Origin of the sequence: Natronorubrum aibiense, assembly GCF_009392895.1 — an archaeon.
Classification (GTDB): domain Archaea; phylum Halobacteriota; class Halobacteria; order Halobacteriales; family Natrialbaceae; genus Natronorubrum; species Natronorubrum aibiense.
On sequence record NZ_CP045490.1, the window covers coordinates 138,955 to 160,532 of the forward strand.

Annotated in this window: 18 protein-coding genes and 1 pseudogene; 12 read left to right on the forward strand and 7 right to left on the reverse strand. The window is 61.8% G+C overall.

The genetic code is table 11. The features are described from left to right. The first annotated feature begins 46 nt into the window (after positions 1 to 46). Positions 47 to 823 carry an enoyl-CoA hydratase/isomerase family protein gene (locus GCU68_RS19175; protein WP_152944243.1) on the forward strand — a complete coding sequence of 259 codons (777 nt, stop codon included), beginning with the start codon at positions 47 to 49 and terminating at the stop codon, positions 821 to 823. Between the two features lie 95 nt (positions 824 to 918). Next, positions 919 to 2,190, forward strand: coding sequence for an acyl-CoA dehydrogenase family protein (locus GCU68_RS19180; RefSeq protein ID WP_227015099.1), 1,272 nt, complete (start codon positions 919 to 921; stop codon positions 2,188 to 2,190). Between the two features lie 22 nt (positions 2,191 to 2,212). Here the strand turns inward: GCU68_RS19180 and GCU68_RS19185 are convergent, their stop codons facing one another. Together GCU68_RS19185 and GCU68_RS19190 are read right to left on the reverse strand one after the other, a co-directional pair. Further along, entirely contained in the window at positions 2,213 to 2,713 is a 501-nt protein-coding gene (locus tag GCU68_RS19185; protein ID WP_152944244.1) for an Lrp/AsnC family transcriptional regulator, read from the reverse strand. Positions 2,714 to 2,881: 168 nt separating this feature from the next. Next, positions 2,882 to 4,225, reverse strand: a complete 1,344-nt coding sequence (locus GCU68_RS19190) for an aminotransferase family protein (RefSeq protein ID WP_152944245.1) — start codon at positions 4,223 to 4,225, stop codon at positions 2,882 to 2,884. A 177-nt stretch (positions 4,226 to 4,402) separates the two neighbouring features. Here GCU68_RS19190 and GCU68_RS19195 point away from each other — a divergent pair, with 177 nt between their 5' ends. Continuing rightward, positions 4,403 to 5,884: a CoA-acylating methylmalonate-semialdehyde dehydrogenase gene (locus GCU68_RS19195; protein ID WP_152944246.1), complete on the forward strand. Its 1,482-nt coding sequence runs from the start codon at positions 4,403 to 4,405 to the stop codon at positions 5,882 to 5,884. Between the two features lie 732 nt (positions 5,885 to 6,616). Here the strand turns inward: GCU68_RS19195 and GCU68_RS19200 are convergent. From GCU68_RS19200 to GCU68_RS19210, 3 genes are all read right to left on the reverse strand, one after another. Then, positions 6,617 to 7,012: a VOC family protein gene (locus GCU68_RS19200; protein WP_152944247.1), complete on the reverse strand. Its 396-nt coding sequence runs from the start codon at positions 7,010 to 7,012 to the stop codon at positions 6,617 to 6,619. Between the two features lie 93 nt (positions 7,013 to 7,105). Further along, positions 7,106 to 7,867, reverse strand: coding sequence for an SDR family oxidoreductase (locus tag GCU68_RS19205; RefSeq protein WP_152944248.1), 762 nt, complete (start codon positions 7,865 to 7,867; stop codon positions 7,106 to 7,108). Positions 7,868 to 7,951: 84 nt separating this feature from the next. Next, on the reverse strand, positions 7,952 to 8,458 hold the full coding sequence (locus GCU68_RS19210) for a VOC family protein (protein ID WP_152944249.1): 507 nt from the start codon (positions 8,456 to 8,458) through the stop codon (positions 7,952 to 7,954). Between the two features lie 227 nt (positions 8,459 to 8,685). Here GCU68_RS19210 and GCU68_RS21840 point away from each other — a divergent pair, with 227 nt between their 5' ends. The 3 genes and pseudogenes from GCU68_RS21840 to GCU68_RS22090 all read left to right on the forward strand — a co-directional run bounded on the left by GCU68_RS21840 (position 8,686) and on the right by GCU68_RS22090 (position 12,583). Next, positions 8,686 to 9,804, forward strand: coding sequence for a transposase (locus GCU68_RS21840; RefSeq protein ID WP_227015100.1), 1,119 nt, complete (start codon positions 8,686 to 8,688; stop codon positions 9,802 to 9,804). 336 nt (positions 9,805 to 10,140) lie between these two features. Then, a pseudogene (locus tag GCU68_RS19220) lies at positions 10,141 to 11,455 on the forward strand (RNA-guided endonuclease InsQ/TnpB family protein). A 327-nt stretch (positions 11,456 to 11,782) separates the two neighbouring features. Next, the gene (locus tag GCU68_RS22090; protein ID WP_152944250.1) at positions 11,783 to 12,583 is read left to right on the forward strand and encodes a redoxin domain-containing protein; all 801 of its coding nucleotides are present in this window, start codon (positions 11,783 to 11,785) and stop codon (positions 12,581 to 12,583) included. A gap of 24 nt (positions 12,584 to 12,607) precedes the next feature. On the opposite strand, the gene GCU68_RS19230 is transcribed toward GCU68_RS22090, so the two are convergent. After that, on the reverse strand, positions 12,608 to 13,876 hold the full coding sequence (locus GCU68_RS19230) for an MFS transporter (protein ID WP_152944251.1): 1,269 nt from the start codon (positions 13,874 to 13,876) through the stop codon (positions 12,608 to 12,610). 144 nt (positions 13,877 to 14,020) lie between these two features. Between GCU68_RS19230 and GCU68_RS19235 the strand changes: the two genes are divergently transcribed. Both GCU68_RS19235 and GCU68_RS19240 read left to right on the forward strand, forming a co-directional pair. Then, complete coding sequence (locus GCU68_RS19235) at positions 14,021 to 15,187, forward strand: thiolase family protein (protein ID WP_152944252.1); 1,167 nt, start codon at positions 14,021 to 14,023, stop codon at positions 15,185 to 15,187. Positions 15,188 to 15,190: 3 nt separating this feature from the next. Further along, the gene (locus tag GCU68_RS19240) at positions 15,191 to 15,586 is read left to right on the forward strand and encodes a Zn-ribbon domain-containing OB-fold protein (RefSeq protein WP_152944253.1); all 396 of its coding nucleotides are present in this window, start codon (positions 15,191 to 15,193) and stop codon (positions 15,584 to 15,586) included. Positions 15,587 to 15,618: 32 nt separating this feature from the next. Here GCU68_RS19240 and GCU68_RS19245 read toward each other — a convergent pair whose 3' ends face one another. Beyond that, positions 15,619 to 16,791, reverse strand: coding sequence for an MFS transporter (locus GCU68_RS19245; protein WP_152944254.1), 1,173 nt, complete (start codon positions 16,789 to 16,791; stop codon positions 15,619 to 15,621). 123 nt (positions 16,792 to 16,914) lie between these two features. Between GCU68_RS19245 and GCU68_RS19250 the strand changes: the two genes are divergently transcribed. From GCU68_RS19250 to GCU68_RS19265, 4 genes are read left to right on the forward strand one after another with little or no spacing between them, the layout of a single operon-like run. Further along, the gene (locus GCU68_RS19250) at positions 16,915 to 18,093 is read left to right on the forward strand and encodes a thiolase domain-containing protein (protein WP_152944255.1); all 1,179 of its coding nucleotides are present in this window, start codon (positions 16,915 to 16,917) and stop codon (positions 18,091 to 18,093) included. Beyond that, the gene (locus GCU68_RS19255) at positions 18,090 to 19,511 is read left to right on the forward strand and encodes a zinc ribbon domain-containing protein (protein WP_152944256.1); all 1,422 of its coding nucleotides are present in this window, start codon (positions 18,090 to 18,092) and stop codon (positions 19,509 to 19,511) included. Before GCU68_RS19250 ends, GCU68_RS19255 begins: the two co-directional genes overlap by 4 nt. 41 nt (positions 19,512 to 19,552) lie before the next feature. After that, entirely contained in the window at positions 19,553 to 20,443 is an 891-nt protein-coding gene (locus GCU68_RS19260) for a 3-hydroxyacyl-CoA dehydrogenase family protein (protein WP_152944257.1), read from the forward strand. Beyond that, entirely contained in the window at positions 20,436 to 21,242 is an 807-nt protein-coding gene (locus tag GCU68_RS19265; protein WP_152944258.1) for an enoyl-CoA hydratase/isomerase family protein, read from the forward strand. The genes GCU68_RS19260 and GCU68_RS19265 overlap by 8 nt, the downstream gene beginning before the upstream one ends. The last annotated feature ends 336 nt before the right edge of the window (positions 21,243 to 21,578 follow it).

Genomic DNA, 21,578 nt, shown 5'->3' on the forward strand with positions numbered 1-21,578 from the left:
ACGGCCCCAAGCGAAGTATTATGCGCCGGTAGTGTAAAGAACACACATGGCAGACCGTGTACTCCTCGAGTGTCGCGAGCGCATTGCGACGATCACCGTCAACCGACCGGCAAAGCGGAACGCGATGGACGTGCCGACTCGTGAGGACCTGCGGGCGGCGTTCGAAGCCGCCGTCGACGACGCCGACGTGCGAGCAATCGTGCTCCGTGGTGCCGGCGACGGCTCGTTCATCGCGGGTGGTGACATCGACTCTTTTACCGAGTTCGATCTCGTCGACGGCCTCGAGTACGGGGCCAAACACGGGCAGGGACTATACAATTTCGTTGCGAACGTTCCGAAGCCGACGATCGCTGCCGTCGACGGCTACGCCCTCGGTGGCGGCACGGAAATCGCGCTCGCGTGTGATATCCGCCTCGCGACGCCGGATGCGGTCTTTGGCCTGCCCGAGATCGAGCTCGGGATCATTCCGGGTGGCGGTGGTACCCAGCGGCTGGTTCATGTCGTCGGCGCCGGCATCGCTCGAGAACTGGTCCTGACCGGTCGTCTCGTCGATGCATCCGAAGCAGCGGAGATCGGCCTCGTGAACCACGTCTATTCCGAGGGGACGTTCGACGACGAAGTCACGAAGCTGGCGACCCAACTCGCCGCGAAGGCACCGATCGCCACCCGACTGGCCAAGGACGCGATCGATCGGAGTCTGAACATCGAACAGGGACTGGATTTCGAACGCGTCGCCAGTGCGCTCCTGTTCGGGACGGACGACCAGAAAGAGGGAGCACGCGCCTTTCTCGAGGGTCGAGAGCCGGAGTACCGGGGCACGTAGGATCGCTGGCCCGAACGGTCGATATGGCGTGCTACGCGCCGGCCCATCAAAACAGTTATGTGAATATGTACCAAACCACACGGCGAACGTAGGCAATGGAGTTAGATTTCGAACCGGAAACGACTATGCTTCGGCGGGAGATTCGTCGCTTCGTCGACGAGGAGTTCCGGCCGCTGTTGACCGATCTCGTCGACGATATCGACCGCTATCACGACCTCGAGCCGGCCAATCCGGAGCTCACGGACAACGTCCGCCCGCATCCGATCAAGATTCCGGAACGCGACCGAGAGCGACTTAGAGCCAAAGCGAAAGCCGCCGGTTTCTGGGCGATGGGCGTCCCAGAAGCATACGGTGGCGGCGGGCTCAGTCTGGTCGAGCGGTGTGTCGTCCTCGAGGAACTCTCGAAACATCGCCTCGGCCTGTATCAGCCGGGACTCGGCGTGATCGAACTCGGCCCCGGTCTAACGGTCGGTGAACCGGCTGCGTATCTCGCAAGCGCCGACGAGTACCAGATCGAACAGTACTTTCAGCCGTGTATCGACGGCGAGAAACAGAGCTGTTTCGCCCTGACGGAGCCGGCTGCGGGTTCGGATCCGCGGGGGATGGAGACGATGGCTACCAAAGACGGCGACGAGTGGGTCATACACGGCACCAAACACTACATCTCGTGGGCCGGCGACGCCGACTTCCTGATCCTCTTTGCGCGAACGGAACCCAACGGCGACGGCATCGACGAGCACGGAATCACTGCGTTCCTCGTGCCGACGGCCGACGACGGCGTCTCGATGCGCTCGATTCCGGTGATCCGGCCGGAGTATCCGTTCGAAGTGACGCTGAACGACGTTCGCGTTCCCGAACGAAACGTCCTCGGCGACGTCGGTACTGGACTCGCTCTCGCGAAAGAATGTCTCGGCGAATCGCGAGTGCTCTACGCTGCGAACTCGCTCGGGCCGATCGACCAGTCGATTCGACTTGGCCTCGAGTGGGCCACCGACAGAGTCGTCGGTGGAAAGCCGCTGGCGGAGCGCCAAGCAGTTCAGTGGAAACTCGCCAAATCGGCGGTCGATTTCCAGGCGGCGAAGTACTCGGTGTACCACGCGGCAGCGCGGTTCGACGCCGGCGCAGATATCCGCCACGAGTCGTCGATCACCAAGTATCAGACCACGGAGACGCTCTGGGAGGTGCTCGACCGGATCGTGCAGCTCCACGGCGGGGCTGGGGTCGACGCTGACTTGCCACTCGAGCGCTGGCTTCGAGAGGCACGCGTTCGCCGAATTGGCGAAGGACCATCGGAAATCCACCTCAAAACGATCGCCCGAAACCTGCTCAACGGCTACGAAGATCCGGATCCGCTTCCGCTCGAGTAGTGATCGCCGTCAAATACGGTGTTCACTCCGCCTGTAAGATGTTCTCTCTCATCTCATCAGAGAGCATACTCATCAGTTCGGTGTTCGTCTGCACTTCCTGCATTACGAATCTGGAGGACGTTTCGTTGACGCCATCGATCGCAATGATTTCGTCGATAAGCTGGTTCATCTGGTCGCGGTCTTGCACGCGGGAGCGGACGAGAAAGTCGATGTCGCCCATCGTGTAGTAGACATCTACGATCCCGTCGATGTCGACCAGTTGACTGCCGATTTCGTCGGCGTATCCTTGTTCGTGTGTGACGGAAACCTCTGTGAGGACGGTCATGTCCATTCCGAGCGCGTGGGGATCGATCGTCACGGACGGCTTCGTGATGACCCCATTCTCTTTTAGCTTCTTCATCCGGTAGTGGATCGTCGATTTCGAAATATCGAGTTCGGCCGAGAGCTCTTCGAGGCTCCGCTCGTAATCGCGCTCAACAGCTTCCAAAATTTTCAGGTCGGTTTCGTCGAGGTCCGTATTCATTGGTACATGTCAGTCGCGTTTCGATAGCTATGTGACTGTCGTTTCACGCGCTATTGAACGTGGAAACGGCGCCGGATCCACCCGAGACGGTACACAGGCCGGAAGAACGCGCCTGTGGCTGTCCTCGGCTGAACGGAACGTCGTCCAACAACCCCTTCGGACGTTCGTTCAGCGGTTCATCGCCCCGTCAGACACTTCGAGCGCGTCGTCGAGGACCTCGATGGCCTCGTCGATGTCGTCCTCAGTAATCGTCAGTGGTGGCGCAATGATTAGGGTGTTGATCATGTTCGCGATGTAGACGCCGCGGTCGGCGGCCGCCGCGGCGACGTCGTCGACGACGGTCGATCCTGTCGAGATCTTGTCCTCTCGCTCGCCGAAGGGGACGCGCTCGTCGGGGTCTTTCGTCAGTTCGATCCCGCGGAAGAGGCCGACACCCCGCGTGTCACCGACGCTCGGATGCGCGTCGGCCAGTTCCTCGAGTCGCTGCCCGAGATAGTCGCCGACGTCACTGGCGTGTTCGATGAGATTCTCTTCCTGATAGGTCTCGATGGCGGCGAGACCGGCGGCACAGGCGACGGGATGGCCCGCGTAGGTGTGGCCATGACAGAACATCTCGTCTTCGAAGTGGTCGGCGATTTCCGGCGTGACGATCGTCGCGCCGAGGGGCACGTACGCACCCGAGAGGCCCTTGGCCATCGTCATAATATCAGGCTGGACGTCGAAGACATCAGAGCCGAACCACTCGCCGGTGCGGCCAAAGCCGGCCATGACTTCGTCACAGATCAACAGCGCACCGTGGTCGTGGGCGATCTCTTTGAGCCGTGGCAGGTACTCGTCAGGCGGAACGAGAATGCCGTTCGAACCGACGACGGGTTCGACGAGGATCGCCGCGACCGTGTCGCCCTCGAGCATCAGCATCTCGTCGATGTACTCGAGGCTCTCCATCGGCTCGAGCGTCGAGCCGTAGGCGTACGGATCGGGGGCTTTGATTGCACCGGGAACGCCGGGTTCGGCCATCAGCCGTCGGGGATCGCCCGTAACGCTGATCGAGCCGGCGGTGGCACCGTGGTAGGAGCGGTACCGCGAGATGATCTTTTGTTTCCCCGTGTACATGCGGGCGATCTTGATCGCAGCCTCGACGGCTTCCGTCCCACTCGTCGAGAAGAACGTCTTCGAAAGGTCACCCGGCGTCACTTCGGCGAGTTTCTCGCCGAGTTTCGCACGCGCTTCGGTCGCAAAGCCGGGCGCGAAGTACGCCCCTTCGTGGGCCTGTTCTGCGATCGCATCGGCGACGGCGTCGGCCGAGTGGCCGAGGTTCGAACACATGAGTTGGCCCGAAAAATCGATCCACTCGTTCTCGTGTGCGTCCCGAAATCGGACCCCATCGCCGCCGACGATCTCTGTCGGTTCGACTTCGCTCTGGTAGGACCACGTGCCGAAGACGTACTCCTTGTCGAGTTTCTCGACGTCGGTGCGGCCGTCCTCGTCCGTCGATTGTGTTTGTTCTGTCATGCTCTACCATCCCAATAGGACACCAGTATAATAGTCTTTTCGAGAGGAAGCCGGTTTAGTAGTCTACTGTCTAGGATATCTTCGAGAGTTAGGAGTTTATTTATGAAAACTCGAATTTAGTGGGAAACCATCCGCTAACACCGAAGTATTTATTTCCTAGTCCACGAGAGACACTCTATGGTCGAAGTAGCCCCACCAGATGGAGACACCGAGGTCAAAAACTACGTCAACGGCACGTGGAAAACTGCTGATGGTTCTGAACACAACACACTCACGAACCCTGCAACGGGCGATGCGCTCGGATCAGTCACGTTTAGCTCGGAAGCCGACGTCGACGCCGCTGTGAGTGCCGGCGAAACCGCGTTCGAGGGGTGGTCGTCGCTCCCGGTCGAAGAACGGATTCAGCCGCTGTTCAGACTCAAAACACTCCTCGAGGACCATCAGGACGAACTCGCCGAACTGCTCGTTCAGGATCACGGGAAGACTCTCGCGGAGGCCCGCGGGGAACTTCGACGCGGGATCGAGAACGTCGAGGTCGCGTGTGGTATCCCGTCGATGATGCAGTCGGGGTCGCTTTTGAACGCCGCGCCGGAGATCGACGAGAGCGCGGTTCGGAAACCGCTCGGCGTCTTCGCGGCGATCACGCCGTTTAACTTCCCGGGCATGATCCCACTGTGGTTCCTGCCGTACGCAGTCGCCACCGGGAACAGCTTCATCTTGAAACCGAGCGAACAGAACCCGCTGGTCGCCAACCGCCTGTTCGAACTCATCGACGAGGCGGGCTTTCCCGACGGCGTCGTCCAGTTAGTCCACGGTGGCGTCGACACGGTCAACGCGTTGATCGACCACGACGGCGTTGCAGGGATTTCCTTCGTCGGCTCGACGCCGGTCGCGAAACTCATCTACGAACGTGCCGCCGCGAATGGCAAGCGCGTGCAGGCTCAGGGCGGGGCGAAAAACCACATCATCGTCACCGAAACCGCAGACCTCGAGTTCGCTGCCGAAAAGACGATCTCGTCGGCGTGTGCCTGTGCCGGCGAGCGGTGTCTCGCGAACGACATCGTTCTCGTCGAGGAGTCCGTCTACGACGAGTTCGCCGACCTCGTCGTCGAGCGCGCCGAGAGTCAGGTCGTCGGTAACGGCCTCGAAGACGGAACCGATATCGGCGCGCTGATCAGTGCCGAACACGAACAGCGCGTCCGCGAGTACATCGACACCGGCATCGAGGAGGGTGCGACAGTTCTCCTCGACGGTCGTGATGTCGCCGTCGAGGGACACGAGAACGGCAACTTCCTCGCGCCGACGGTGTTCGGTGACGTCACACAGGAGATGACGATCTCCCAGGAGGAGATCTTCGGCCCCGTGCTGGGCCTCTCGCCGGTCGATTCGGTAGACGATGCGATCGAGCGCATGAATGCGAGTCGATTTGGGAACGCAGCGAGTCTGTTCACGGGGCGTGGTGCGGACGCCCGCAAGTTCCGCCACGAAGGCGAAATCGGGAACCTCGGCGTCAACGTCGGCACGTCGGCTCCGATGGCGTTCTTCCACTTCGGTGGGTGGAAAGACTCGTTCTTCGGCGACCTCCACGCTCAGGGTGAAGACATGATCCACTTCTACACCGACAAGGCCATCTACATCGAACGCTGGCCCGACGCCTGATACGGGCCGGCTATCGCATCATCAACACGTCTCCGAACGGCGATTGCGACTGACATTCGACCACAACACTTATTAAATCATATTACTATGTGTGTTAGTAACGGCCACACAGCCGTAGCCGCTCGATCGGAGCGCAGACGAGAGCACCATCAGCAGACCGCGATCGGATCGGGGTGTCACTGACCGATAGTGTACACCTGCTGCAGCCGATAGCCAGCACTCGAGTGCGAGTCTCGAGCGCGGTCGTCCGGGCGCGTGCGTCGGCTCGAGTGCGCGCCCTATACTGCCTGACAGACAGTATATTCGATCACGCGTGACGTCACGAAACGGCGTCCAGTAGCCTGAAAGCGGCTCGAGTTGGACCCTGATCGAACGATTCAACCACTTCCGTTAGTCATGCTGGGAGCATCTCGCTCCCGAATGTCACTCAACGGTCAGCCGAACCCCACTTTGTGCGGGGTCGCCTGAACACTCCTGTGATACGATTGCTGTCGGTCAGTTCCGGCGCACTCGCGACATCCTGTGGGCGCGCCGGTAACTCGTGACAGCAACCCGTATAAACGGTTATCGAGCCGGGTATCTGCCATCCCTTTTTGAACTGTGCCACTGACGAAGTCGTGTGGCCGGTACTCGTCAGTCGCCCCGGTCTCGAGAGCGAACTGATCGGTTTGTACGTCGAGACAGGTGTCGGCCAGTTGCAGTTACGCCGGGAAATTGGTACAGCGGACCGTCTCAGTGGCTCTGATCCGTGTCGTCGGACAGGTCTTCGACGAGTTCGACGATGTATCCCGATGGATCGGTCGCGAACGCGATTCGAATGTTCGAGCGCTCGATTTCGGTTGGCTCACCCACGATTTCGCTTCCATGCTCGTCAACGAGCGTTTCGAGGGTATCATCGATGTCCTCAACGGCGATCGCGACGTGGGCGATCCCGGACGGCTCGAGATCGCGGTCGGTATCATCGTACTTGAACTGGATCTCGGTCTCGCTTTCGCCACGCACGTAGTAGTTCGTCGCCCCGTCATCCCCGACGAAATCGCGGGTGTGCTCGAGGCCGAGGCCGTCACAGTAAAAGTCGGTCGTCGCGTCGATGTCGTCGATCCACACTGCGGTGTGCAAGACGTCCATGCGATACTCACTGAGGCAGCTGTTAAAAGTGTAGCGCCGCGGACTGTCAGTCGAACCACTCGTTCAGCGGGCTCGAGAAACAAATGCCGTCAGTCAGAGCATCTCGAGTTTATCCCGCCGGTAGAGGTCCAGTTCGGTTACCGCGTTTGGTGACTGTTGGCTGGCGGCGAAGACGATCGCGTCGGCGACGTCCTCGGGTGCGGTCACCTCGCCGGGCTCGAACCGATTTTCGGCGACGGTGTCCGCGTCCCGGAACTCGTCGGCGAACGTCGTTCTGACCTCCGACGGGTTCACGATCGAGACGCCGATATCGTCCGTTCCGACCTCGGCTGCGAGACTCATCGCAAACCCTCGTGTCCACCACTTCGATCCCGCATACACGGGGCTGCCAGAACGTGGGTACTTTCCGGCGAAGCTCCCGACGAAAACGATCACGCCCGCCGTCTCCCGAAGGTGTGGCATCGCCGCTTGCGTCGTAAAGAACATCCCATCCATGTTGACGGCCATCACCGTTCGGTACTGCTCGAGATCGACCTCGTCGATCGGGACGCCGACCTCGGTGCCGGTGCCGGCGTTGTTCACGACCACGTCGAGACCGCCGAACGTGTCGACGGTCGTCTCGACGGCGTCGGCGACCGCCTCCTTGTCAGTCACGTCCGTTGGAATCGCCAGCGCCTCGACATCGTGCTCCGATTCGATCTCTGTGGCGAGCTCTCGAAGTCGATCCTCGCGCCGCGCGAGAAGTGCGACATCCGTGCCTTCGTGTGCGAGTGCGTGGGCTGTCTCGAGGCCGATTCCCGAACTGGCACCGGTTACCAGCGCTGTCTTGCCATGGAGTGTGGTTTCAGCATCCATGAGTTAAACTCGCACGATGGACCCAAAAAGCTAGGCCTGACCGTCGGCGCTCGAGTCCGTTCATCTGCCTGCATCCACTATCGGTCAGGGATTACTGATGCTGTCGTCGATCAACGATGAATCGAGAAAGAGCCGTGCCTCCGCTTGTGCCGCCGATTGCGGGTGGGCGTCGCTTCGATCGATGACGTGCGTTTTGATGCGGTCCTCGAGGGTAGCGACGTCGGGCCAGTCGACTTCGACCAGATTGCCTGCAGGATCACGGAGATAGAGCTGGACGGCGTCGTCCGGCAGCTGGTAGAGCGGATACCCGTCCTCGGGGGCGAGCGCCTCGTCGAAGCAGTCCCGTTCTCTGGCGGCGTCGAACACCGCCTCGAAATCGTCGACGGCGAGCGCGAAGTGATGGTACGTCGGCGGCTCCGTCTCTCGGCTGACGAGGTGGAGCTGTCGGTCGCCACAGCGCAACCATACCACGGGATTGCCGAGGTTAGGTGCCTGAATCCGTTCTAACCCGAACACGTCAGTGTAGAACGCGGTCAGTTCGTCGATGTCGTCGCCGTAGACGGTTACGTGCGTAAATCCGGTCGCAGTCATCGATACCGCTGTTTGGTGTCCACCGACGTATAGCTACGTGTCGACTGCCTCGGGGTCAAGTGGTTCGAAAATCTGAGATTCTCGTGATCACGGAAATCTTCGATTTCCGGACGCCCCCGTGACATCCGCCTCGATTATACGCTGAGCAGGCGCAATACCACGGCCTGAACAGTTGTTACCGAAGGCTCTGCACACTGACTTTTTACAGACTCACCAATAGTGTTTGTATGGTCAGTACGCTGGAAGCAAAACAAACATCACGAGCAGCATTTTCCCTTCTTCGGTCACATGTTGGTTTTCAACTTGGATCAAGTGCGTCAGTTACGGACGAGGAGTTGATAGAACTCCTCGTCCAGAGTGGATTGGACAACGAGTTCGTGAATACGACCGCCAAGCGTCGTCAACTCGACCAGCCGACAGTAACCGAGATTGATCCGGAACGACCGGCTCCACTTGCGAAGGCATTGTTGTATCACCTCCGGACGATTGAGCTGGACGCGGTCGACCAGCAGTTCGACCGCGTCCAGCAGGAACTCTTCGAGCAAGCAGCAGTCGCTCGCCTCTTTACAACTAAGGTCGACGTTGCCATCGATATCCACGACTGGCTCTTCTATGGCGATGAGGATACTGACTACGTGCTCACGACCAAGCGTTCCAAAGGAACGAATCTCGCCTTTCGGTTTGCGACGATTTGCGTCGTTGTACACGGGCTCCGGTTCTGTCTTGATTGGCGTGTGTTGCCCGCGAACGACTGGCGCAGCAAGCGCCAAGTCGTTCGCTCGCTTCTTGAGACCGTTCGTGATCAAGTCACGATCTCTCAGGTCTTTCTTGATCGTGGCTTCTACCAAGCCGGCGTCATCGACATACTCAACGCTCTTGATGTGACGTATCTTGTCCGTGCGCCGAGTCACGCGGGCCCCGACGACCGCATCGAGGATGATGCGGTCGTCGATCCTACCTACGAAGTTCGCCAACGGTATTCGCCGTATTTGACAGCGCCGACCACGTTTGTGGCTGTTCCGGCTGATGACGACGAGGACGACGTGTTCAGATTTGTCACAAACGCGGAGGTCAGTGCCGAAACGGCCAGCGCCTATGCGCTGGCGTTTCGGCGTCGGTGGGGCATCGAGACATCCTATCGGAAACTCACCGAGTTCCTCCCGAAAACGTCTTCACCGACGTTTTCCGTTCGGTTGTTCTATTTCTCGGTTGCATCGACCCTCTACAATCTGTGGGTGCTTGCGAATCTGTTCATCCACCCATCGGCTCCATTTCCGGAGCGACCACCGCTTCCAACAGCGATCTTTCGGAAGGTGATTGAGATCGATGTGTTTGATTACGGGTGAATTGACGGAGCGAACCTGACCGGGATCGACCGATCCCGGTCAGAGTACCCCTTTCATGAGCGACAGGTACAGTCATCTGTTGTCGATTCCCCTCAGCAAACGAGTTAGTGCCAAGAGTTCGATCAGTAAGGGAGGAAATTAATGTTAGCAGGCGCGAGTGGATCGTCTTCAGCCTGCGATTTGAGCTCTGATTCGGTAACAACTGTTCAGGCCGTGGATACGCGCCGTCACTCAGTGACCCATTCCACCGACTCCGACAGGACCGGATATTCCACCGTTCTCAAACCCAACCTTTACAAAGAAAACGAGTATAAGCGATTATACAGGCGTTTCACGATGCTAGAGGTCCACCGCACTCACCGAGCGAAAATCCGCAACCACTCACAGGTGGCGGAGCCGCTCGACCGGCACGGGTGGTCGGCCAGCAAGCTCTGGAACGTCGCCAACTACCACTCCCGAGAAGTGTGGGAAGAAACCGGGGAGATTCCCGACCACGGGGAGTTGAAAAACGAGTTGAAGACCCATCCAAAATACAAGGGGACTCCATTCACAGTCCAGTCAGCGGGTTCTGGAGGAACTCGCTGAAGCCTTCAACTCGTGGTACTCCTCAGACGACAAACGGGGCAATCCGCCCGGCTACCGCAAAACCAACTACTACGACCAACAGGGCCGCCGCGTCCACGAAGAACACCCGCGCTCCACCGTGACGTGGAAGCAAAACGGCATCCGTCACGACACCAAGAACAACCGCGTTCGCCTTTCGAAAGGCGCAAATCACAAGGAGCATCCCCGAGCGTGGGAATACATCCTTGTCGAGTACGAGACGCGGCCCAGTGTAGAGGTTGATAACCTGCAACAGGTTCGCGCTGTCTACGACCAGCAGAACGAGCGATGGGAGTTGCACCTCGTCTGCAAAGACGAAATCGAGACGCCCACCGCACCCGGCAACGAGACAGCGGGCATCGACCTCGGCATCAGCAACTTCGCCGCCGTCGCCTACAGTACCGAGGAAGCAGACCTCTACCCCGGAAACCGCCTGAAACAAGACGGGTACTACTTCCCGAAAGAAATCGCCAAATGCGACGACAGCAGTGGCGACAGGGCCACTCGATTCCACAACAAGTGGTCAGAACGCCGCACCCACTTCTTCCACTCCTTAGCGAGACACATCGTTGAACGGTGTGTTGAGAAGAGTGTTGGTCGCATCAACCTCGGGAAGCTCAACGGTATTCGAGAGGACGAGAACGGCGGGTCGAAGAACTGGGGCAAGCACGGCAACCTCGACTTGCACGGGTGGGCGTTCGACCGCTTCACCTCGATTCTCGAATACAAGGCGAAGGTTGAGGGCATCGAGGTCGTGGAAGTGTCCGAGCGAGACACGAGTAAAACGTGTTGCGTGTGCGGTAGAGAAGACGACAGTCAGCGTGTTGAGCGTGGCCTATACGTCTGCAAGTCGTGTGACGCAGCGTTCAACGCCGACGTGAACGGGGCGGAGAACATCCGCCTCAACATCAACGAAAGTAACTCCGAGTCTGCGGCCAGTTTGGACGGGGATAGGAGTACCGGCTGGTTGGCACAGCCAGCAGTCCACCTGTATGACCTCTCCTGCGGATTCCAACCGCAACGAGAGCTGGTGGACTGCAAACCGTAATATCCCAACTGCGGTCGGGATTCCTCCGCCTTCAGGCGGAGGAGGATGTCAATCTGTGAACTCGTGGCTGGATCGGCACTCGCCACGTGACGACGGGATATCGGCCACGCGAACCACGTCGTGGCGTCGAACACCTCGACACCGTCGCCATCGACGAGCGTTGGCACGTCGTTGTCCGTCGAGTGTCTGTGTGGAATCGCGTTCGAATTATCCTGGTTTCGTCGTGAAATCGTCTGGTCATCGTCTGTCTGTGTCGTTTGCTCATGTTCGTATTTTGTCACCGGTGCGTACGTTTTAGGCGGACCGATGCGAACGCACCGGTAGCACATGTCCACTGACAGCGGTGCTGGCGACGAGGACGCGGCGATAACACTGTATCGGCTTCACGGCTGTCCCTACTGCGAACGGATCGTTCGCCGACTCGAGCGATACGGAATTCCGTACCGCTCACGGTTCGTCGCGGGCGAACACAGCCGCCGAGACGCCGTCGCTCGTGAGGCGGGCACGCGGTCGGTTCCCGTCGTCGTCGATCACGAGCGTGGGGTGACGATGCCCGAAAGTAGCCGCATCCTCGAGTACCTCGAGCGAACGTACGGTGACGGCGGTCCGACTGAGCGGTCGGATTCGGACGGGATGGAACTGATCGAGTTTCCGCCCGCGGAGCATCCGACGGTGGGAGAGACGGCCCCGGAGTTTACCCGCCCGCTTGTGTCCGCGGCGTACTGGGAGGATACGTCGTTGTCTACGCTGGTCGAACGCGAGGGGCCAGTATTGCTCGTGTTTTACCCGCTGAACTGGGGCGGGAAATCGGTGTACTGGTGGGGAGAGATCCGCGACCGCAGCTGGCACGAGGACCTGACGGTCGTCGGCGTTGGCATCGGGCAGCCGTTCGATCACCAGCGATTCATCGAACGGCACGGCCTCGAGAACGCGCTGTATTCAGATCCGGGAAACGGCGTTGCCGAACGCTACGGTGTCGTTCACGATCTCGATGGGATGACGGGTGTGTCGGAACCGCGTCCGGCGACGTTCCTGATCGGGCCCGAACGAACCATCGATCATGTCTGGATCGCAGACGAGTGGCCACCATCGCCGCCGTACGACGAAATCGAATCGAACTGGAAATAAGACGGGTTCCAGAAACCAGCAGCTTCAGGCGCTTACGTCGTCAGCGGCCGTATAGCCGCCGTTGATTCGAACGTACAGTCCGAACGAGAGCGCCGCACCGATCAACGCGAACACGGAGAGCATCGCGAAGAAGGCCATCAGCTGGAACGAGCCGAGCACGAAGCCACCGAGGGCGATACTCGCCGAGCCGAAGCCGAACTCACCGAGGTACGTGTAGCCGTAGGAGAGTCCGCGGGTGTCGGCCGGCGTGTGGACGGCGACGGCCTCTTGATAGAACGGCTGGATGGCAAAGAGGAAAAAGCCGATCACGCCACAGAGTGCAAGCAGCGGAAGCAGTCCCAGCGATGTGATTGGAACGAACACCAGCGCGAGCGCCGCGAGGATGACGAACATCGCCATCAGTCCTCGTTCGGCGGCGACGCGGTTGGTGAGCTTCCCGCCGGCGTACTGTCCGGCCATGCCGACCACGAGCAAGCCGACGTAGATGTAGTCCGCCGGTTCGATCCCCTCGAGGCCGGCACCGATGGCGATATCACCCATGACGGGCAGCCCGTGGAGGATCTCGGGGAGGTACGTGAGCACGCCGCGGTAGAACAGCCCTTCGAAGGTGACGATGACGAAGACGACAGCGAACGCGCTCGCAAAGAGTGTTCGGGAGTTCGAGACGAGATCGGCGAGTGTCAGCTCGTCGTTCGGGCCCGCGTCGACGTCGTCGTCGACCGCTGCGGTCGGGTCGAAGTCAGCCTGCAAGCCGTACAGCGCGGCGAGTACGCCCGGAACGGCGAGTATCGCGGCGACGTACTGCCACTCGAGGAAGATCAACAGCGTGGCAGCGACGAACGGGCCGAGCGCGATGCCGACGTTGCCGGCGATGCCGTGCCAGGCGAAGACGGTTCCGCGTTCGTCGACGCCGGTGCTGATGAGCGCGAGTCCGGCGGGGTGGTAGATACTGGCAGCGACGCCCCAGAGGACGAGCCCGACTGCGATAGCATAAATGGAGTCCGCAATCGACGCAAACGCCAGGATAACGAACGAGGCGCTCATGCCGGACAAACAGAGCAGTATCAGTCGTTTCGGCCCGTATCGATCGGCGAGGATACCGCCGGGGAGCGCACCGAGACCGAATGGGGCGTATCCGAGTGCGACGATGATTCCAAGCAGTGCAACGGAGACATCGAATTCCGCGAGCCAGACGACGAGAAAGATCGGAATCGAGGTCTCGAACCAGTGGACAAGCGAGTGTCCCGCCATAGTAAATCCAGCAATCGACCGGTCGTTCGTATTGAGTCCCATATATCCTAGTTGCTACCGTGGTACGTACAGACGGACCGTGAAAGTACTTATTTATTCGGATGTCTGGCGGTAGCATTCGACGGACGTTCGTTCATCAGAGGACCTAAACGTATACGTTGGTCGAGAATGTTGGTAGCAGTTGCCATGACGGATTCGACCACACCAGTAGTCGCGGGAGTCAGCCAACTCCCGAACGGGACGTACGACATCCCGGAACGTGATCTCGCACTCGAGGTGATTCTCGACGCGCTGGACGACGCCTCGCTGTCGCCGGCGGATCTCGACGGGCTGTACATGTCCGCTCCGAGAGCGTGGACGCCGCAGAAGTTCTTCTCAACGTATCTCAACCACCAGTTGGGACTCGACATCGATCGGGCGATGGAGATCGCAACCGGGGGCACCAGTGGGGGACACGCGTTCCACTCAGCCGTATCGGCCGTCCGAAGCGGTACGATCGACACCGCCGTCGTGTTCGCGATCGAGCGTAACTCGCTGATCGAGACGACCGGCCCGTACTTCGAGTACGTGCTGCGGATCTTCGACGTGGAGTTTCAGTCCCCCATCGGGCTGTCGGTGCCCGGCGTCTACGCACAGAGCCTCCAGCGATACGCGCACGAACACGACGTCGCGTACGAAGACGTCGCCGAGATCGTCGTCAAGAACCGCGAGAACGCCTACGAGGACCCGAACACGCTGTTCGACGAGCCCGTAACACGCGAGGACGTCCTCGAGTCGCGACCGATCGCCGACCCGATCACGCTGCTCGAGTGTCCAGCGCCGTGTGACGGGGGCGCGGCGGTGGTCGTGACCAGTGCCGACGTCGCAGCAGCTGCGAGCGAGCCGGTCGAAGTCGCCGGGATCGGCTCTCATCACGCCCAGAGTCACCTGCTGATGAACCACGACGCGCCCGTGACCGAACTCCCAGCGGTCGGCAACGCGGCTCGAAAGGCAAGCGAGCAGGCGACACAGCCGATCGACGAGATCGACGTGTTCGAGCCGTACGCGCCGTTCCCGCACATCGAGGCGATCATCACCGAGGAACTCGGCCTCGCCGACCGCGGCGAGGGCGTCGACGCCTGCCTCGAGGGCAAAACCGCGCCGGACGGCGAGTTCCCGATCAGTCCGTCCGGCGGCTGTCTGGGTCGTGGCCATCCGCCGCTCGTGACGCCGCTGCTCAACCACGTCGAGGCGGTTCGCCAGCTTCGCGGGACCGCCTCGACACAGATCCCCGACGCGAACAGCGTCATGACGACATCCGAGCACGGCCACGTCAACGGCGCAACGGCGACGATCTTTCGCACGGAGGCCTAACAGATGCCGGAAACACCCTACACCGACCCGTTCTGGGCGGCACTGGCCGACGGCGACTTCCTCATCCACCGCTGTGAAGAGTGTCAGTCGACGTACTTCCCACCAGGGCCGGTCTGTCCACACTGTCAGTCGACGGCCGTCGAGTGGGAGGCGTCCACGGGAGCCGGAACGCTGTTCTCGTTCACTCGACAGCATGCTACAGCACCCGGATTCGACGACCAGCTCCTCGTCGGTGTGGTCGACCTCGACGACGGCCCGCGCGTGCTGGCCGCCATCGACGGCTCGTTCGACGACCTCGAGATCGGCGATCGAATGCAACTTGAGCCGACCGAGTACGACCAGAAATTCGATCGAGAGCGACTCGAGGACGCGCCGTTTTTCGTCGCGGTCCCGCGCTAGGGGCCGTGTGACGAGCGCCGGCGGCAACCGGCTCAGTACTCGAGTGAGAGGACTCGGTTCAGTACGATCGCGGTCAGGGCGACGGCCATGATCGCGGACAGCACCGCGAACGCGACGGCCCAGCCGAAGCCGTCCGCGGTTGCGCCGACGACGACGCTTCCGAGAGCGCCGATCGTCATGTAGACGGTTCGGACCAACCCGAAGCCGATGCCCTGTTCGGATGGGGCCAGGATATCCATGAACCGCGACTGCAGCGGCGCACCCCACGCCATCGCAACGCCGACACAAGCGACGCCCGCGACGGCAATCATCAGCCCGTCGCCGACGACGAGGAGGCCGAAGCCGACGATGCCGGCCGCCATCGTGATCGAGGCGGCGGCGTCTCTCGAGATCCGATCGGAGAACCGGCCGATCAGCGGCTGGACGAGGCCGTTGGTCAGAAAGTACATCGAGAACAAGAGCCCGGCGACGGTTCTCGACAGTCCATAGCCTTGCTCGAGGTAGGCGGGGAGAAACGAGGCCGTCGCCTGCCATGTGAACGCACCCAATGCCGAGAGCACCATCGTGTAGACGACTGGCGGGCGCGCCAGCAGCTGCGAGAGCAGTGTGATATCGATCCGATCGCGGACCCGTTCGTCGGGAACGCGTGGTTCGGTCGGTCGGACTCGAGCGTAGAAGACGATGACGACCGGGATCGCCGTGATCGTTCCGAGGAGGATCGCCGCCCGCCAGCTATAGCGTGACCCAACGAACGCGGCGATGGGGGGTGCGAGAAAGCCAGCGATCGGCGCACCCGTGACGTGGACGCCGATGGCGTAGCCCGTTCGGTCGAACTGGCGGGTCAGCAGCGTCGTCGCGACGCTGTAATGGAGGCCGGCGGTTAGCCCGAGGACGACGGTAAAGAGCAGGAAGAACGCGTACGTCGGCGAGAGCGCCAGCAGCGCGCTGGCAACGGCGGTGCCGCCGATCGCGACGAGAATAATCCGTCGCTCGCCGTACCGGTCCCCGAGGACGCCGCTTGGAAACTGCGAGAGGGCGTAGGCGGCCCACATGCCCGACAGCGCAAGTCCGACCGCGCCGGTGCTGACGGAAAACGAGGTCTCGATGTCGGGGACGACCGGGCTGATGACCAGTCGTGCAGTGACCGTCACGAAAAACGCCAACGTACACAGCACCAAGACCGTATTTCGATACGACCAGTTCACTGCTGATCGTTCGTGGAGCGGTTAGAAACCTGTTTTGGTAGTGGTACGATAGGTTCCGAAACTGTGACTGTATGCTATCCGGTAACGATGTACTTATTTCGATGGGCTGAGCACGTACCCGATATGCGAGATGCATATCTGATCGGAGCCGGGCAGTCACCGTACGGTGCCTTCCCGGACGAGAGCTACCGGTCGCTGTTCCGGACGGCGTTCGAGGCCGCCGTCGAGAGCGTCCCGAACGGCCTCGAGACCGATGACGTCGACGAGGCGTTCGTCGGCACCCTTGGTGTCGGGGGCCGCCAGCTCGGGCTGCCGGGGCCGGCCGTCACCGAACACGTTGGACTCGACGGCGTCCCGTGTACGCGGGTCGAAAACGCCTGTGCGGCGAGCGGGTTCGCCGTGCGACAGGCCGTCCAAGCCGTCAAATCGGGAATGGCGGACGTCGTCCTCGCGGGCGGGTTCGAGATCATGACTGACACGAGTTCGGACGCGACGAAGTACTGGCTCGGCGTCTCCGGCGAGACCGAGTGGGAACGGCTCTCGGGCACGACGTTTTCTGGCGTCTACGCTCAGATGGCCAGCGCCCACATGGACGCCTACGGGACGACGCGAGAACAGCTCTCTCACGTCGCGGTCAAGAACCACGCGAACGGCGCGAAAAACCCCCACGCCCAGCTGGGGTTCGAGTGCTCGCTCGAGGACGCCCAGTCGGCCCCGGTCGTCGCGGACCCGCTGAATCTCTATCACTGCTGTCCGACCTCCGACGGCGCGGCCTGTGCATTGATCGTGAGCGAGGACGTCGTCGACGACTATACCGACGAGCCGATTCGGGTTGCCGGCGTCGGCGCGGGCAGCGACACCGTCGGGCTCTTTCAGCGCGACTCGTATACGGGTGTCCCCGCGAGCCAGCGGGCGGCCGAGGCGGCCTACGAGATGGCAGAAATCGAGCCGGGCGCAGTAGATTTCGCGGAGGTCCACGACTGCTTCGCCATCGCCGAGTTGCTCGCCTACGAGGATCTCGGCTTCTGCGAAAAGGGCGACGCTGGCGAGTTCGTCGAGTCGGGTGCGACGAGACTCGAGGGTGAACTCCCGGTCAACACCTCCGGCGGCCTCAAGTCCAAGGGCCACCCGATCGGCGCGACGGGTGCCGGTCAGGTCGTCGAGGCGTTCAAACAGCTCTCGGGGACCGCGGGCGACCGACAGCTCGAGAATCCGACGCGGGGACTGACACACAACGTCGGCGGCAGCGGCGGTGCGGCCGTCGTCCACGTCTTCGAGAAGGAGACGGAGGTGAACGCATGACCGCGATCACTGCCATCGGGGCGTACGCACCACGGTTCCGTATCACGTCGGAGGCGTTCACCGAGGCTTGGGGCCAGTTCCAGGCCGCCGGCATCTCTGAGAAGGCCGTTCCCGCCGCCGACGAGGACGCCCTGACGATGGCCTACGAGGCGGCCACTCGAGCGCTCGAGGCCGCCGACTGCACGGGCGAAGACATCTCCTGGCTCGGCTTTGCCACCTCGAACCCGCCGCTTGCCGAAGAAGACCTTACGGCGCGCCTCGGCGCACTGCTCGCACTGCCGGCGGATTCGACGCGACACGTCTTTGCGGGCAGCACGCGCGCCGGCACTCGCGCGCTCTGGGCAGGGATGGACGCCGTCGACGCGGGCTCGAAACGGGGACTGATCGTTGCAGCCGACGCCCCACAGGGAGAGCCCGACGACGCGGTCGATCAGGCTGCCGGCGCGGGGGCAGCGGCGTTCGTCCTCGAGACGGACGGCGAGGCGACGATCGTCGACCGCGCGGAGTACGCGGCCGCCTACCCCGGCACGCGATTCCGGGAGGCCGACTCCGAGACGACCGACGGCCTCGGCATCACGCAGTACGATCGGCAGGCGTTCGCCGAGACGATCGGCGGAGCCGTCGACGGCCTCGAGGTCGATCCGGACCCCGATGCGGCGGCGATTCAGGCCCCGGACGGCAAACTTCCCTACCGCGTTGCCGGGCCAGCAGGCGTCGGCACCGACGAGATTCAGACGGCTGCAACGGTTCACGAACTGGGCGATCTCGGGGCTGCAAGCGTCCCGGTTTCGATCGCGCGTTCACTCGCCGACGGTCACGAGTCAGTGCTGGCCATCTCCCACGGGAGCGGGGCCGGGGCAGACGCGTTCGTCCTCGAGTCCTCGAGCACTGTTCCCGCCGTCGTCGACCTCGAGGGCGGCGACACGCTGTCGTACGCTGAGTACCTTCGCCAGCGCGGCGTCGTGACGAGCGGCCAGCCTGCAGGCGGTGGCGCGTACGTCAGCGTCCCGACGTGGAAACGCTCGCTGCCACAGCGCTACCGCCTCGAGGCCGGCCGCTGTCCCGACTGCGGGGCGCTTTCGTTCCCGCCGGGCGGGGCGTGTGACGACTGTGGCTCGCTCGAGGAACCGACACCGGTCGAACTCTCGGGTACCGGCACGATCGAGGCCGTGACGACGATTTCGCAAGGCGGCGCGCCGCCCGAGTTCGCCGAACAGCAGGCCCAGTCGGGCGATTACGCCGCGGCGATCGTCGCCCTCGAGAGCGAGAACGGCGACACCGTCAGCGCGCCGGCGATGGGAACTGACGCGGAGCCCTCGGCGTTCGCAGTCGGCGACCGCGTCGAAACGACGATCCGCCGGATCTACACACAGGAAGGTGTCACCCGGTACGGGTTCAAGATCCGCCCCACAGCGTGACGAAGGGGAACGTTTTTGCTCGTGACACGAGAGCAGTAACCATGCAAATCGCAGTGCTCGGAGCCGGCAGTATGGGCCACGGAATCGCACAGGTGTCCGCGATGGCGGGCCACGACGTCGTAATGCGAGACATCGACGAGACGGTTGTCGAGGACGGCCTCGAGGGCATTCGATCCAACCTTCAGGGTGGCGTCGACCGCGACAAACTCACCGCAACCGAGATGGACGCCACCCTCGAGCGCATCACGGGAACGACCGACCTCGAGGCGGCCGTCGCAGACGCCGACCTCGTCATCGAGGCCGTTCCGGAGGACATGGATCTCAAGCGGGACGTCTTCGCGGATGTCGAAGCGGCTACGGGCGGGGAGACGATCATCGCCTCGAACACGTCCTCACTGTCCGTCACGGAGATGGCCAGCGTGCTCGAGCGACCCGAACGCGCCGTCGGATTGCATTTTTTCAACCCGCCACATCTCATGGACCTCGTCGAGATAGTCATCGCCGAACAGACTGACGAGCGAACGGAGACGTTCGCCGTCGACTACGTCCGGGATCTCGAGAAGGAAGACGTCGTCGTCCGCGACACGGCCGGCTTCGCGTCTTCGCGACTCGGCATCGCGCTCGGCCTCGAGGCGATCCGGATGGTCGATCAGGGCGTCGCCAGCCCGGCTGACATCGACGAGAGCATGTCGATCGGCTACGGCCACCCGATGGGGCCGCTCGAGTTGACCGATCACGTCGGCCTTGACGTGCGTCTCCACATCGCCGAACACCTTCGGGAGGAACTCGGCGAACGATTCAGGCCACCCCAGTCGTTGCGCCGGAAGGTCAGAGCGGGGAAACTGGGGAAGAAGACCGGCGAGGGCTACTACGTCTGGGAGGACGGCGATCGCGTCGGCATGAGCGGCGAGTGGGGTGAGGACGATGAGTGAACTGACGGACGACTACGAGCTGCTCTCGGTCGAAATCGGCGAGCACGCCGACCGTGTCGCGACGGTCGCCATCGAACGTCCGGACGCGCGTAACGCGCTCAACGGCACGGTTCGGACGGAACTGAAAGACGCCGTCGCCGCAGCCGAGGCGGACGACGACGTCCGCGTTCTCGTGCTCACGGGCGGCGATGGAACCGGCGCGTTCGTCGCCGGAGCCGACGTCACCGAGTTCAAAGACCGCGGCGTGATCGAGCAACGCGATGCCAGCGCGCGTCCGCGGATCTACGAGACCGTCGACGACGCCTCGATTCCGGTCATCGCCCGCATCAACGGTCACGCACTCGGCGGCGGCTGTGAACTCGCCCAGGCCTGTGACGTCCGGATCGCCCAGTCGGGTGCGAAACTCGGCCAACCCGAAATCAACCTCGGGATCATCCCCGGCGGTGGCGGCACGCAGCGGCTCGCACGTCTCGTCGGCGAGGGACAGGCGATGAAACTGATCCTCTCCGGCAAACTCATCGACGCCGACGAAGCCCACGAGATCGGTCTCGTCGACGACGTGTCCGACGAAGACGAGCTCGACGACCGCGTCTACGATCTCGCCGGATCGATGGCCGCCAAAAGTCCGATCGCTCTCGAGTTCGCCAAGAAAGCCGTGAAAGCGAGTTCCCGGATGGGACTCGAGGAAGGTCTCGAGTACGAGGCCGAACTGTTCGTCCAACTGTTCGCGACCGACGACAAAGACGAAGGGATCGATGCGTTCCTCGAGGGCCGCGAGCCCGAGTTCACGGGCGAGTAAGACTCGATAGAATAGTATGTAAATTGATGTGTGGATCATATTTACTAGCAAAATGCATACCCAATACTGCCCTGGATTGCCTGTTTTTGACCTCGAGACTGGACCCTGTTTTGAGTGGGTGTTGGCCGATGATTGGTTACGGTATCGACGAATCACACAGCAGCGTCGATATCGTTTGTCTCGACTCGCACCCGCGGAACGGATCACTCTGAGTGCAGTGTTCCCGACGGAACAGCGTACCTAGGGGTATTCGTTTCAAAACCGTCCGTGATAGTCTTGGATTGTCTATGGATAGTACCACTGCTCTCAGCACGTGGAACGTGATACGGTGAATGC

Excerpts from the sequence above, each read along its gene's own strand:
- GCU68_RS19265 (WP_152944258.1), top strand. The coding sequence starts at position 20,436 with ATGAGTGAACTGACGGACGACTACGAGCTGCTCTCGGTCGAAATCGGC.
- GCU68_RS19190 (WP_152944245.1), bottom strand. The coding sequence starts at position 4,225 with ATGACAGAACAAACACAATCGACGGACGAGGACGGCCGCACCGACGTC.
- GCU68_RS19230 (WP_152944251.1), bottom strand. The coding sequence starts at position 13,876 with ATGGGACTCAATACGAACGACCGGTCGATTGCTGGATTTACTATGGCG.
- GCU68_RS19185 (WP_152944244.1), bottom strand. The coding sequence starts at position 2,713 with ATGAATACGGACCTCGACGAAACCGACCTGAAAATTTTGGAAGCTGTT.
- GCU68_RS19200 (WP_152944247.1), bottom strand. The coding sequence starts at position 7,012 with ATGGACGTCTTGCACACCGCAGTGTGGATCGACGACATCGACGCGACG.
- GCU68_RS19240 (WP_152944253.1), top strand. The coding sequence starts at position 15,191 with ATGCCGGAAACACCCTACACCGACCCGTTCTGGGCGGCACTGGCCGAC.
- GCU68_RS19210 (WP_152944249.1), bottom strand. The coding sequence starts at position 8,458 with ATGACTGCGACCGGATTTACGCACGTAACCGTCTACGGCGACGACATC.
- GCU68_RS19205 (WP_152944248.1), bottom strand. The coding sequence starts at position 7,867 with ATGGATGCTGAAACCACACTCCATGGCAAGACAGCGCTGGTAACCGGT.
- GCU68_RS21840 (WP_227015100.1), top strand. The coding sequence starts at position 8,686 with ATGGTCAGTACGCTGGAAGCAAAACAAACATCACGAGCAGCATTTTCC.
- GCU68_RS19235 (WP_152944252.1), top strand. The coding sequence starts at position 14,021 with ATGACGGATTCGACCACACCAGTAGTCGCGGGAGTCAGCCAACTCCCG.
- GCU68_RS19180 (WP_227015099.1), top strand. The coding sequence starts at position 919 with ATGGAGTTAGATTTCGAACCGGAAACGACTATGCTTCGGCGGGAGATT.
- GCU68_RS19250 (WP_152944255.1), top strand. The coding sequence starts at position 16,915 with ATGCGAGATGCATATCTGATCGGAGCCGGGCAGTCACCGTACGGTGCC.
- GCU68_RS19195 (WP_152944246.1), top strand. The coding sequence starts at position 4,403 with ATGGTCGAAGTAGCCCCACCAGATGGAGACACCGAGGTCAAAAACTAC.
- GCU68_RS19260 (WP_152944257.1), top strand. The coding sequence starts at position 19,553 with ATGCAAATCGCAGTGCTCGGAGCCGGCAGTATGGGCCACGGAATCGCA.
- GCU68_RS19175 (WP_152944243.1), top strand. The coding sequence starts at position 47 with ATGGCAGACCGTGTACTCCTCGAGTGTCGCGAGCGCATTGCGACGATC.
- GCU68_RS19255 (WP_152944256.1), top strand. The coding sequence starts at position 18,090 with ATGACCGCGATCACTGCCATCGGGGCGTACGCACCACGGTTCCGTATC.
- GCU68_RS22090 (WP_152944250.1), top strand. The coding sequence starts at position 11,783 with ATGTCCACTGACAGCGGTGCTGGCGACGAGGACGCGGCGATAACACTG.